The organism is Nocardioides marmoraquaticus, from assembly GCF_054777915.1.
In genome coordinates this window covers 16824-29055 of sequence record NZ_BAAHAA010000026.1, presented here as the reverse complement: position 1 = coordinate 29055, position 12232 = coordinate 16824, and the positions used below count along the sequence as shown (strand labels likewise).

Here is a 12232-nt window from a genome sequence, read left to right as displayed (position 1 = left end):
CTCACTGTCCCACCCCCATCGTGTCCCGGAGCCGGATCAAGCCGTCTCGGATTCTGGTCTTGGCTGTCCCCACCGGCAGGTCGAGCAGGGCTGCGACCTCGGTGTGGGTGTATCCGCCGAAGTAGGCCAGCTCGAGCGCTTCGCGCTGGACCTCGGTCAGGCCCTGGAGGGCCTGGCGCACGCGGCGGGCCTCCAGCGAGGCATGGGCTGCCTCGGCGGTGGCGTCGTGCGCTGGTTCGTGCGTGTTCTGGTGGTACGTCGACTCGCGTCGCGAGCCTGCCTCGGCCGAGCGGACCCGGTCGACCGCCCGGCGGTGGGCGATGGTGAGGATCCACGAGGTGGCGCTGCCCTGGCCCGTGTCGAAGCGGCCCGCGTGGCGCCAGACCTCCAGGAGCACCTCCTGGGTGACCTCCTCGGACTGGCTGCGGTCGCGCACGACGCGCAGCACGAGCCCGAGCACCCGCGGTGCGACGGCGTCGTACAGCTCGGCGAAGGCGGCCTCGTCGCCCCGACCGCATCTCTGGAGCAGGGCGGCGAGGTGGTCCGCGCCGGTGCGGCTCGTCTGACGAGCCCCCGCAGCCACCGGCTCCCCGAGGGGGGAGCCGGTGGCCGCGTCGCGTCCTGCAGTGGTCACGTGAGCAACTTTCGCAGATCGCAGTGGTGCTGTCGGCCGGATCGTCAGTTGGCCGGCGGCATCAGGACGCCGTCGATGATGTAGACGGTGGCGTTGGCGGTCTGCACGTTGCCGCAGACGACGCTGGCGTCGCCGTTGACGGTGAAGTCCTCGCCGGAGCCCTCGACCTCGACGTCGGCGCCCTGCAGGGTCGCGTGGGTGCCGGCCAGGTCCTCGGGCGCGAGGCGACCGGGGACGACGTGGTAGGTCAGCACGTTGGTGAGCTGCTTCTTGTTCTTCAGCAGCGCCTGCAGGTCGGCCTGCGGCACGGCCTCGAACGCGGCGTTCGCCGGCGCGAAGACGGTGATGTCGTCGGTGGTGTTGAGGGTGTCGACCAGGTCGGCGGCACCGACGGCCTGGACGAGCGTCGAGAGCACCGGGTTGTTGCTGGCGGCGGTGGCGACCGGGGCCTCGGACATGCCCTGGAACGAGCCGGGGCCGTCGGCGGGCACGTCGGCGCACGCGGCGCCGAACTCGCCGCTGGCGGCGGCCTCCTCGCTGGGGCTGGCCTCCTCGCTGGGCGAGGCGGCGCTGGAGGACTCGGTGGAGCTGCCGGAGCCCGACTCGCTGCTGCTGTCGTCGGAGCCACAGGCGGCCATGCCGAAGGAGACGGTCAGCGCCATGGCGGCGATACCGGTGCGGCGGAGCGTGGTGGTCATCGGGAACCCTTTCGTGGTGGTTGGTTCTTGCTGGGTCTTCGGTGCCCGGCGGTTGCCGGATTGGGGAGAATCGAGATGAATTCCGGTGGACGTCCGTCCACCGGGCGGCCGCGTCAGGACACGGTGACGACGAGCGACTGGATGCCCGAGGAGCCGCTGGGGAACGGCGTCGCGCGCTCGTCGGTCTGCACCTCGCCCCGGGTGTCGGTCGCGCGCACGGCGAGGTCGTGGGGACCGCTCGTCGCCTCCCACGGCAGGTACCACTGCCGCCAGTACGACGCGTTGACCTCCGGGCCCAGCCGGGCCTGCTGCCACTCGCCGTCGTCGATGCGGACCTCGACCTTCGCCACGCCGTGCGGCTGCGCCCAGGCGACGCCGGCGACGGCGGTGCGCCCCGCCTCCAGCGGGGCGAAGGGCCGGGGCGTGTCGATGCGGCTCGAGAGCTTGATGGGGGCCTGCTCGGCCCACTGCCGCTCGGTCCAGTACGCCATCTGGTCGGCGAAGGTCGTCAGCGTGAGCGTGGTGACCCACTTGGTGGCACCGACGTAGCCGTAGATGCCGGGGGTGATCAGCCGGACCGGGAAGCCGTGGTCGCGCGGCAGCGGCTCGCCGTTCATGCCGAACACGACGTGGGTGCGCTCCAGGGCGACATCGAGCGGCGTCGACAGCGTGAAGCCGTCGACGGAGGTGGAGAGCACCTGGTCGGCCGAGGTGCCGTCGATACCGGCCCGGTCGAGCACGTCCTTCAGCGGGACGCCGAGCCACCGTGCGCCGCCGAGCAGGTTGCCGCCGACCTCGTTGCTGACGCAGGTCATGGTGACGTCGCGCTCCACGACGTCCATCGCGGTGAGCTCTTCGAAGGTCAGCGAGAGCTCGCGCTCGACGTCGCCGTCGACCGTCAACGTCCACGAGTCGGGGTCGACCACGGGCACGGTGAGGTTGATGTCGACGCGGTAGAAGTCGTCGTTGGGCGTGACCAGCGGGGTGACCTCGAAGCGCGACTCCAGCCCCGTCGGCAGCGGCGCCAGCGGGCGCCGGGCCGCGGGCAGGACCAGGTCGGCCACGGAGTCCTTGGCCCGGACGACCAGCTGCCCGGCGGCACCGGCGACGGCGCCGAGCACGGCCACGCCTCCGGCCGCCAGCAGGAAGGAGCGGCGTCCGCCGGACTCCTGCGCGGCCGGGCGCGAGAGCAGCAGCAGCACCGCGACGCCCACGACCGCAGTCACGACGCCGGGGACGACGTCGAGCGGCCGGGCGGCGGGCTGGACCACGGCGGCGGCCGTCGCGAGGCCGACCAGCACCAGCAGCAGCGCCACCCCCAGCCCCTGACGGCGCCGGGCGACGACCCCGATGAGCCCGGCGAGGAGCAGGGTCACGGCGAGGACGCTGCCGATGAGCACGGGCTTGTCGGCGCTGCCGAGCTCGCGCACCGCCCACACCTTGACCGGCGTCGGCGTCAGGTCGATCACCCGGCTGCCCACCGCCAGCACCGGCGAGGCGGAGGGCTGCAGCAGGGCGGCGACGAGGTGCCCGGCCGCGGCGCCCGCGAGGGCGGCCAGCAGGCCGGTGGTGAAGCCACGGAGCACGGACGGTCCGGGGGAGGTCATGCCAGTGCTTCGTCGCCGGTGCCCGTCCGGATTGCCCCGTCCGCGGTCCGGACCGCGCCACCGCCACCACGTCACGCCGGACGCCCGGGGGGGAGGATGGGGGGATGGGCGTGGTGGTGAGACGCGCGGTGCCGGACGACCTCGACGCCGTGGCCGCGCTCGAGCGCGAGGGGCTCGGGCCCGACGCGTGGAGCGAGGTGCTGCTCCGCGAGGGGCTCGGGGGGCGGCTGCCGACCACGACCTACCTGGTGGCCGAGCGCGACGGGGTCGTCGTCGGCCACGCGGTGTCGGCGGTCGCCGGCGACGTCGTCGAGCTGCAGCGCATCGCGGTGGTGGAGCCGCAGCGGCGTACGGGCCTGGCGAGCGCGCTGCTCGAGGCCGTGGTCGCCCTGGCCGGGCCAGGGGAGCGGGTGCTGCTGGAGGTGCGCGAGGACAACGTGGGCGCGCAGGCGTTCTACGCCGCGCGGGGCTTCGTCGAGCTGGCGCGCCGCCCCCGCTACTACGCGGGCGGCGCGACGGCGGTGGTGCTCGAGCTCAGGCCGTGAGCTGCTGCAGGCGCCGCACGGCGAGGGCGGCGTACGTCGCTGCGGCGTCGGGCAGCACGCCCGGGTCGAAGTCGGCGCGCGGCGAGTGGTTGGTCGGCGCCGTCTCGGGGTCGAGGCCGGGCAGCGTGGCGCCGATGCCGACGAAGGCGCCGGGCACGGCGTCGAGCACCCGGCTGAAGTCCTCGGAGCCGGCGATCGGGTTGGCCATCGGCTCCCACCGCTCCTCGCCGAGCACGTCGCGCACGACGTCGGCGGCGAAGTCGACCTCGGCGTCGGTGTTGACGGTGAGGGGGTACTCGTCGCGGAACAGCACCTCGACCTCGACGCCGTGGGCCCGCGCGACGCCCTCGAGGGTGTCGGTGATGCCGGTCGCGAGCCGCTCGCGGTTGGGCTCGGAGAAGCGACGCACCGTGGCCTCGAAGCCGGCGACGTCGGGGATGACGTTGCGCTTGGTCCCGCCCTCGACGCGTCCGACGGTGATGACGACCGGGTCGAAGACGTCGAAGCGTCGGGTGACCATCGTCTGCAGCGACGTGATCATCTCGGCCATCGCGGCGATGGGGTCCTTGGCGCGGAAGGGCATGGAGCCGTGGCCGCCCTGGCCGTGCACCCGCACCTTGAGCTCGTGCGAGGCCGACATCATCGAGCCGTGCCGGCTGGTGAAGACGCCGGGCGTGTAGGCCGAGCTGAAGACGTGCATGCCGTACGCCGCGTCGACGCGCCGCCCGGCCGCGTCGAGCACGCCCTCGTCGATCATCACGCCGGCGCCGTCCCAGCCCTCCTCGCCGGGCTGGAACATCAGCACCACGTCGCCGCGCAGCTGGTCGCGGTGCTGCGAGAGCAGCCGGGCCGCGCCGACGAGCGCCGTGGTGTGGAGGTCGTGGCCGCACGCGTGCATCGCGCCGTTGGTGGCGGCGAAGTCGAGGCAGGTCTCCTCTGCGACGGGCAGCGCGTCCATGTCGCCGCGCAGCAGCACCGTGCGGGGGTCGGTGTCGTCGCGGGCGTCGCCGCGCAGCACGGCCGTGACCGACGTCGTCGCGGTGCCGGTCGCGACCTCGTAGCCGAGGCCGTCGAGCGCGGCCAGCACCTTCTCCTGGGTGCGCGGCAGCTCCAGGCCGATCTCGGGCTCGGCGTGCAGCTCGCGGCGCAGTCGGTCGAGGTCGTCGGACAGGGCGCGGGCGTCGTCGAGGAGGTCCATCTCCGCGACGTTACCCGCGGCCGGGGGCGTGCCACCATGAGCCCGTGAGCGCTCCACTCGTCCTCGGCATCGAGACCTCCTGCGACGAGACCGGGGTCGGCCTGGTCCGCGGCCACGAGCTGCTCGCCGACGCGGTCGCCTCGTCGGTCGACGAGCACGCACGCTTCGGCGGCGTGGTGCCCGAGGTGGCCTCGCGGGCCCACCTCGAGGCGATGGTGCCGACGGTCGAGCGGGCCTGCGCCCAGGCCGGCGTACGCCTCGACGACGTCGACGCCGTGGCGGTCACCGCTGGTCCCGGCCTGGCCGGTGCCCTGCTCGTCGGGGTCGCCGCCGCCAAGAGCCTCGCGCTCGGTCTCGGCCGCCCGCTGTACGGCGTCAACCACCTCGCCGCGCACGTCGCGGTCGACCAGCTCGAGCACGGCGCGCTGCCCGACCCGTGCCTGGCGCTCCTGGTCTCCGGCGGGCACTCCTCGCTGCTGCGGGTCGCCGACGTGACCACCAGTGTCGACCCGCTCGGCAGCACCATCGACGACGCGGCGGGGGAGGCCTTCGACAAGGTCGCCCGGCTGCTCGGGCTGCCCTTCCCGGGCGGCCCCCACGTCGACCGGGCGGCCCGCTCGGGCTCGTCGGTGTCGATCGACTTCCCCCGCGGCCTGACGTCGCGGCGCGACCTCGAGCGGCACCGCTTCGACTTCTCGTTCTCCGGTCTCAAGACCGCCGTCGCCCGCTGGGTCCAGGCCCGCGAGGACGCCGGCGAGCCGGTGCCGGTGGCCGACGTGGCGGCGTCGTTCCAGGAGGCCGTGTGCGACGTGCTGACCCGCAAGGCCGTCGACGCCGCCGTCGCCGAGGGCATCGACGACCTGCTGCTCGGTGGTGGCGTCGCGGCCAACTCGCGGCTGCGGGTGCTCGCCGAGGAGCGCGCGGCCCGGCACGGCATCCGGGTGCGGGTGCCGCGGCCGGGGCTGTGCACCGACAACGGCGCGATGGTGGCCGCCCTGGGCGCCGAGATGGTCGCCCGCGGCCGTGCGCCGTCCGCCCTCCACCTGCCCGCCGACTCGAGCATGCCGGTGGAGCAGGTCAGCGCCTGAACGGGTACCTGCGCCGGCGCGGGCCCGACCACTAGGTTGGGCGCGACGCAGCCGACGCAGGAGAGGGAGAGCACGCATGCCGCAGCAGGTGAGGGCCGTCGTGGCCAAGGCGAAGGGCGAGCCGGTCTCGATCGAGACCATCAACGTCCCCGACCCCGGTCCGGGCGAGGCCGTGGTGGCGATCCAGGCGTGCGGGGTCTGCCACACCGACCTGCACTACCGCGAGGGCGGCATCAACGACGAGTTCCCGTTCCTGCTGGGCCACGAGGCCGCGGGCGTGGTCGAGTCGGTCGGTGACGGGGTCACCGAGGTGGCCCCGGGCGACTTCGTGGTGCTGAACTGGCGCGCCGTGTGCGGTGAGTGCCGGGCCTGCAAGCGCGGTGAGGAGCAGTACTGCTTCGCCACCCACAACGCCGAGCAGAAGATGACACTGGAGGACGGCACCGAGCTGTCCCCGGCGCTGGGCATCGGTGCCTTCGCCGAGAAGACGCTGGTCGCGGCCGGTCAGTGCACCAAGGTCGACGAGTCGGCCCGTCCCGCCGCGGTCGGCCTGCTCGGCTGCGGCGTCATGGCCGGCATCGGTGCGGCCATCAACACCGGTGCGGTCGGCCGCGGCAAGAGCGTCGCCGTGATCGGCTGCGGCGGCGTGGGGGTGGCCGCGGTCGCCGGCTCGGTGCTCGCGGGTGCCGACGTCGTCATCGCCGTCGACATCGACGACCGCAAGCTCGCGATCGCCCAGGGCCTCGGCGCCACCCACGTGGTCAACAGCAAGGAGACCGACCCGGTCGCCGCGATCAAGGAGATCTGCGCCGCCAGCCTGCTGCACCCGGGCGCCGACGGGGCCGACGTGGTCATCGAGGCGGTCGGTCGGCCCGAGACCTGGAAGCAGGCGTTCTACGCCCGTGACCTCGCCGGCACCCTGGTCCTCGTCGGCGTCCCGACGCCCGACATGAAGACCCCCGAGATCCCGCTGATCGACGTGTTCGGCCGCGGCGGCTCGCTGAAGTCCAGCTGGTACGGCGACTGCCTGCCGAGCCGCGACTTCCCGATGCTGGTCGACCTCTACCGCCAGGGCCGGCTCGACCTCGACGCGTTCGTGACCGAGGAGGTCGGGCTCGACGACGTCGAGGCGGCCTTCCACAAGATGCACGGCGGCCCGGACCAGGAGCCGGTGCTCCGCTCGGTGGTGGTCCTGTGAGCTCCAACCTGAGGGTCGACCACGTCGTCACGTCCGGCACCTTCAGCCTCGACGGCGAGACCCACGAGGTCGACAACAACGTCTGGGTCGTCGGCGACGACGACGAGTGCGTGGTCATCGACGCCCCGCACAGCGTCGACGACATCGTGCGGCTGATCGGGGGCCGCACCGTGAAGGCGATCGTGGCGACCCACGCCCACGACGACCACGTGCGGGTCGCGCCCGAGCTGCGCGAGCGCGTCGGCGCGCCGATCCTGCTGCACCCGGACGACAGAGAAGTGTGGGAGCTGACCCACCCCGACGTCCTGTGGGACGTCGACCTCGAGGACGGCCAGACCATCAAGGTCGCCGGCGCCGTGCTCAAGGTGCTGCACACCCCGGGCCACGCGCCGGGCGCGGTCTGCCTCTACGTCCACGACCTCGGCTGCGTCTTCACCGGCGACACCCTCTTCGAGGGTGGTCCGGGGGCGACTGGCCGGTCGTTCAGCGACGCCGACCTGATCAAGGACTCGATCCGGACCACGCTCTTCGACCTGCCCGACGAGACCGTGGTGCACACCGGCCACGGCCCCGACACCACCATCGGCGCCGAGCGCGACCACGTGTGAGGCTCGCCCGGGTCGCCTTCGGGCTCGTGGTGGGGCTGACGCTCTACCTGTTCCTGACGCCGGCACCGCCGGAGGGCGGACCCGACGGCTCCGACAAGGTCGTCCACGCGCTGCTCTTCGCGGCGCTCGCGGTGCTGGGCCGGGCCGCCGGGTGGCGTCCGCTGCCGCTCGGCGTCGGCCTGGTGGCGTACGCCGCCCTCACCGAGGTGCTGCAGGCGAGCCTGCCGATCGGCCGTGACGGCGACCTGGTCGACCTCGCCGCCGACACCGTCGGCACGGTGCTCGGGCTGGCGGTGGCCGCGCTGCTCAGCAGGGCTCGACGAGCAGCGCCGTACCCCGACCGGCGACGCGGGTGAGCACCAGCGTCGCCGCCTCGTCGCCGGTCAGGCGCAGCCGGGGCCGCAGCTGCTCGGGGGTGACGGAGACGCCGCGGGTCTTGATGGCCAGCGTGCCGATGCCGCGTTCGCGCAGGGCCGCGCGCAGCGGCTTCTCGCGGAACGGCAGCTCCTCGAGCACCCGGTAGGCCCGCGCCAGCGGTGTCGTGCTCGCCCGCTCGGCGCTGACCCAGGCGATGTGCGGGTCGACGAGGTGGCCCCCGGCGCGGGCGGCGACGGCGGCGACGAGGCCGGCGCGCACGACGGCGCCGTCCGGCTCGAGCAGGTACGCCGCCACGGGTGCGACGGGCGGGTCGCCGTCGGGCAGGTCGTCGGTGGTCAGCGTGGCGGGCCCGGCCGGCGCGAGGACGGTGGCGCGGCGCACCGTGCTGGCGAGGGCCCCCGACCAGAGCACCGCCTCCTTGACGCCGCCGCCGGGCCCGGGGTCGGAGACCCACTCGGCCTCGACGCCGTATGGCACCAGGTCGTGGGGCAGGCCGGGCGCGAGCTTGACGCAGGCGTCGCGCCGCAGCAGCGAGGTCACGAAGTCCCACGGGGGCGACCAGTCGGCGACGTCGAAGCTGCGGCCCCGCGCGCCACGGCGGGCCGGGTCGGCGTACGCGAGGTCGAAGGGGGTGGTGTCGACCGTCGTGGCGTCGCCGACCTGCACCGCCCCGCCGAGCCCGAGCGCCGCGAGGTTGGCGCGGGCGACGGCCACCCGGACGGGGTCGCTGTCGACGCCGGCGACGACGAGCCCCGCCCGGGCGAGGGCGACGAGGTCGCCGCCGACGCCGCAACCGAGGTCGACGACGCTGGTGCGCAGGCCGGCCCGGGCCCGGGCCGCGCGGTGGGCCGCGACGCTGGCGCGGGTGGCCTGCTCCAGCGCCTCGGGGGTGAAGTACATGCGGGCCGCGTCGGCGCCGAGCCTGGGCACGGCGCGGCGGCGCAGCTGCGCCTGGGTGACGGCCGTGGCGGCACGCGACGGCGTGGTCAGCGACCGCACGCGGGGAAGCCGCTGCACCGGGTCGTCGTCGGCCGGCCCGTCCTCGGCGATCGCCAGCACTCGCTGCCCCTCGTCGGTCAGCAGCCAGGCGAAGTCGTCGACGTCCACGCCGCGCATTCTTCACCTCGTCGTCGCCCGGGGTCGCCTGGCACTCGCTGCGCGGGAGTGCTAGTTTTTCGTTGGCACTCTCCCCGTGAGGGTGCCAGCGCCCGTACGGCGCACGACCCCCGCGACGGCGTGCCCGCACAGGCGGAGACTTCGCATCGGACAACCCATCGATACTTCAGTGGAAAGTGGAGGTCGACACGTGTCGGTCAACATCAAGCCCCTCGAGGACCGGATCGTCGTCAAGGCCCTGGAGGCCGAGCAGACGACGGCGTCCGGCCTGGTCATCCCGGACACCGCCAAGGAGAAGCCGCAGGAGGGCGAGGTCCTCGCGACCGGCCCCGGTCGCATCGACGACAACGGCAACCGCGTCCCGCTCGACGTCAACGTCGGCGACAAGGTGATCTACAGCAAGTACGGCGGCACCGAGGTCAAGTACGCCGGCGAGGAGTACCTCATCCTCTCCGCCCGCGACGTCCTCGCGGTCGTCTCCTGACGCACCCCGTGACAGCCGCGTGCCCGGCGCTCCCCGGGCGTCGGGCACGCGGCTGACTCGTTCCTGAAGCTCTCTGCCCTAGGAGGCAACACATGCCCAAGATCCTGGAGTTCGACGAGAACGCTCGTCGCTCGCTGGAGCGTGGCGTCGACAAGCTCGCCGACGCCGTCAAGGTGACGCTCGGCCCCCGCGGCCGCTACGTCGTCCTCGACAAGAAGTGGGGCGCGCCGACCATCACCAACGACGGCGTGACCGTCGCGCGTGAGGTCGAGCTCGACGACCCGTTCGAGAACCTCGGTGCGCAGCTCACCAAGGAGGTCGCCACCAAGACCAACGACGTCGCCGGTGACGGCACCACCACCGCGACCGTGCTCGCGCAGGCGATGGTCCACGAGGGCCTGCGCGCCGTCGCGGCGGGTGCGAACCCGATGGCGCTCAAGCGCGGCATGGACGCCGCCGCGGCCGTCGTCTCCGAGGCGCTCGGCAAGGCGGCCCGCGACGTCGACGACGTCAGCGACATGGCCGCCGTCGCCACGGTCTCGAGCCGTGACAGCCACATCGGCGACCTGCTCGCGCAGGCCTTCGACAAGGTCGGCAAGGACGGTGTCATCACCGTCGAGGAGTCCAACACCATGGGCACCGACCTCGAGTTCACCGAGGGCATGCAGTTCGACAAGGGCTACCTCTCGCCCTACTTCGTCACCGACCAGGAGTCGATGGAGGCCGTCCTCGACGACCCCTACATCCTGCTGCACCAGGGGAAGATCTCGGCGATCGCCGAGCTGCTCCCGCTGCTGGAGAAGGTCATCCAGGCCGGCAAGCCGCTGTTCATCCTCGCCGAGGACGTCGAGGGCGAGGCCCTGTCGACGCTGGTGGTCAACAAGATCCGCGGCACCTTCAACGCCGTCGCGGTCAAGAGCCCTGCGTTCGGTGACCGCCGCAAGGCGATGATGCAGGACATCGCGACCCTGACCGGTGGTCAGGTCGTCGCCCCCGAGGTCGGCCTCAAGCTCGACCAGGTCGGTCTCGACGTGCTCGGCACCGCGCGCCGCGTCGTGGTCACCAAGGACAACACCACGATCGTCGAGGGCGGCGGCGACGCCGCCGAGGTCTCCGGCCGCGTCAACCAGATCAAGGCCGAGATCGAGGCGACCGACTCCGACTGGGACCGCGAGAAGCTGCAGGAGCGGCTCGCCAAGCTCGCCGGCGGCGTCTGCGTCGTCCGCGTCGGCGCGGCCACCGAGGTGGAGCTGAAGGAGAAGAAGCACCGCATCGAGGACGCCGTCTCCGCCACGCGCGCCGCGATCGAGGAGGGCATCGTCGCCGGCGGCGGCTCCGCTCTCGTCCACGCGGTCTCCGCCCTCGAGGGCGACCTCGGCTTCTCCGGTGACGAGGCCGTGGGCGTACGCGTCGTGCGTCGCGCCGCCGACGAGCCGCTGCGCTGGATCGCCGAGAACGGCGGCCTGCAGGGCTACGTCGTGGTCTCCAAGGTCCGCGAGCTCGGCAACAACCAGGGCTACAACGCCGCCACCGAGGAGTACGGCGACCTGCTCCCGCAGGGCGTCCTCGACCCGGTCAAGGTCACCAAGTCGGCGCTGACCAACGCCACCTCGATCGCCGGCATGCTGCTGACGACCGAGACGCTGGTCGTCGACAAGCCCGAGGAGGAGGAGCCCGCCGCGGCCGGTCACGGCCACGGTCACGGCCACTGAGCCGGCTCCCCACCAGGCACGACGAGGCCCCCTCCCGCTCCGGCGGGTGGGGGCCTCGCCGCGTCCCGGACTTGTCACACGACCGAAACACGCCGGGAGCCGACCCGCAACACGCGCTCGCGACAGTGGTGCGCATGTTGTTCCGGGTGCGTACGTCGTTGCGGGACCGACCGGGCGCGCTGGCCGCCCTGGCGGCGTCGTGCGGCGAGGCCGGGCTCAACATCCTCGGGCTGCAGATCTTCCCGGATCTCGGCACGGTCACCGACGAGCTGGTGCTCAGCGCGCCCGACTCGTGGTCCGCGCGGGAGGTCGCTGAGCTCGTGGGTGGTGCGGGAGGGGACGAGGTGAGCGTCGAACCCTGCACCACCCACGACCTGATCGACCAGCCGACGCGATGGCTCGGTGCCGCCACCGAGCTCGTGGCCGGGGCCGACCCCGCCCGCCTGCTCGAGGGGCTGCTCGGTCCGCACCCCGAGCGGTGGAGCGCCACCGAGCACTCGCGGGCCGCCGCCCTCGAGGGGCTCGCCCGTGCGCTCGCCGCCGGTCCGGCGGCACCCGAGCCGGAGGAGTCCGGCCCGGTGCACTACGCCGAGGCGCCCGCCGGCGTCGAGGCCTGGATCGGACGCCACGTCGTCGGACGTGCGGCACTGACCGGAGAGTCCGAGCAGGAGCTCGTCATCGAGGTCGACCCGTCGTGGCGCCGGCTCGGCATCGGCACCGCCCTGCTCCACCGCGCCTGCGCTCTGGCGGCGCGACGCGGGGCCCGCGAGGTGGTGCTGCTCGCCTCGGCGCGCGACGAAGGCTTCGTGACGATGGTCTGCGGCACGGGCATGCGGGCGCTGATCAAGATGCAGGACGGCGTGCTGAGCGCCCGCATCCCGCTCGGTCCGCGCTCCCCCGGAGGCGATCGGGCCCGCCCCGGCCGACCCGTGCCGGTGCGCTGACGCGGTGCCGGGCCCGGGCGAC

Annotated in this window: 13 protein-coding genes; 8 read left to right on the top strand and 5 right to left on the bottom strand. The window is 73.6% G+C overall.

What is annotated here, in order from left to right:
• Position 1: 1 nt before the first annotated feature.
• From sigK to ACYU8I_RS16245, 3 genes are all read right to left on the bottom strand, one after another.
• Entirely contained in the window at positions 2–634 is a 633-nt protein-coding gene (sigK, locus tag ACYU8I_RS16255; RefSeq protein ID WP_460842817.1) for an ECF RNA polymerase sigma factor SigK, read from the bottom strand.
• 44 nt (positions 635–678) lie between these two features.
• Entirely contained in the window at positions 679–1332 is a 654-nt protein-coding gene (locus tag ACYU8I_RS16250; RefSeq protein WP_460842815.1) for a fasciclin domain-containing protein, read from the bottom strand.
• A 113-nt stretch (positions 1333–1445) separates the two neighbouring features.
• Complete coding sequence (locus ACYU8I_RS16245) at positions 1446–2939, bottom strand: molybdopterin-dependent oxidoreductase (RefSeq protein ID WP_460842813.1); 1494 nt, start codon at positions 2937–2939, stop codon at positions 1446–1448.
• A 104-nt stretch (positions 2940–3043) separates the two neighbouring features.
• Between ACYU8I_RS16245 and ACYU8I_RS16240 the strand changes: the two genes are divergently transcribed.
• The gene (locus ACYU8I_RS16240; RefSeq protein ID WP_460842810.1) at positions 3044–3484 is read left to right on the top strand and encodes a GNAT family N-acetyltransferase; all 441 of its coding nucleotides are present in this window, start codon (positions 3044–3046) and stop codon (positions 3482–3484) included.
• On the opposite strand, the gene ACYU8I_RS16235 is transcribed toward ACYU8I_RS16240, so the two are convergent.
• Entirely contained in the window at positions 3474–4682 is a 1209-nt protein-coding gene (locus ACYU8I_RS16235) for a M20 metallopeptidase family protein (protein WP_460842809.1), read from the bottom strand. The two genes, ACYU8I_RS16240 and ACYU8I_RS16235, sit on opposite strands and share 11 nt — an antisense overlap.
• 44 nt (positions 4683–4726) lie before the next feature.
• On the opposite strand from ACYU8I_RS16235, the gene tsaD reads away from it, so the two are divergent.
• The 4 genes from tsaD to ACYU8I_RS16215 all read left to right on the top strand — a co-directional run bounded on the left by tsaD (position 4727) and on the right by ACYU8I_RS16215 (position 7932).
• Positions 4727–5770, top strand: a complete 1044-nt coding sequence (tsaD, locus tag ACYU8I_RS16230) for a tRNA (adenosine(37)-N6)-threonylcarbamoyltransferase complex transferase subunit TsaD (protein ID WP_460842806.1) — start codon at positions 4727–4729, stop codon at positions 5768–5770.
• Positions 5771–5846: 76 nt separating this feature from the next.
• Positions 5847–6968: an S-(hydroxymethyl)mycothiol dehydrogenase gene (locus tag ACYU8I_RS16225; RefSeq protein ID WP_460842804.1), complete on the top strand. Its 1122-nt coding sequence runs from the start codon at positions 5847–5849 to the stop codon at positions 6966–6968.
• Positions 6965–7576, top strand: coding sequence for an MBL fold metallo-hydrolase (locus tag ACYU8I_RS16220; RefSeq protein ID WP_460842802.1), 612 nt, complete (start codon positions 6965–6967; stop codon positions 7574–7576). The genes ACYU8I_RS16225 and ACYU8I_RS16220 overlap by 4 nt, the downstream gene beginning before the upstream one ends.
• Complete coding sequence (locus tag ACYU8I_RS16215; RefSeq protein ID WP_460842800.1) at positions 7573–7932, top strand: VanZ family protein; 360 nt, start codon at positions 7573–7575, stop codon at positions 7930–7932. Before ACYU8I_RS16220 ends, ACYU8I_RS16215 begins: the two co-directional genes overlap by 4 nt.
• Here ACYU8I_RS16215 and ACYU8I_RS16210 read toward each other — a convergent pair.
• Positions 7883–9070, bottom strand: a complete 1188-nt coding sequence (locus tag ACYU8I_RS16210; protein WP_460842798.1) for a class I SAM-dependent methyltransferase — start codon at positions 9068–9070, stop codon at positions 7883–7885. The genes ACYU8I_RS16215 and ACYU8I_RS16210 overlap by 50 nt on opposite strands.
• A 190-nt stretch (positions 9071–9260) precedes the next feature.
• Between ACYU8I_RS16210 and groES the strand changes: the two genes are divergently transcribed.
• The 3 genes from groES (at position 9261) to ACYU8I_RS16195 (ending at position 12210) form a co-directional block, all read left to right on the top strand.
• Positions 9261–9554, top strand: a complete 294-nt coding sequence (gene groES / locus ACYU8I_RS16205) for a co-chaperone GroES (RefSeq protein ID WP_460842796.1) — start codon at positions 9261–9263, stop codon at positions 9552–9554.
• A gap of 92 nt (positions 9555–9646) precedes the next feature.
• Positions 9647–11266 carry a chaperonin GroEL gene (gene groL, locus ACYU8I_RS16200; protein WP_460842794.1) on the top strand — a complete coding sequence of 540 codons (1620 nt, stop codon included), beginning with the start codon at positions 9647–9649 and terminating at the stop codon, positions 11264–11266.
• Positions 11267–11400: 134 nt separating this feature from the next.
• The gene (locus ACYU8I_RS16195) at positions 11401–12210 is read left to right on the top strand and encodes a GNAT family N-acetyltransferase (RefSeq protein WP_460842792.1); all 810 of its coding nucleotides are present in this window, start codon (positions 11401–11403) and stop codon (positions 12208–12210) included.
• The last annotated feature ends 22 nt before the right edge of the window (positions 12211–12232 follow it).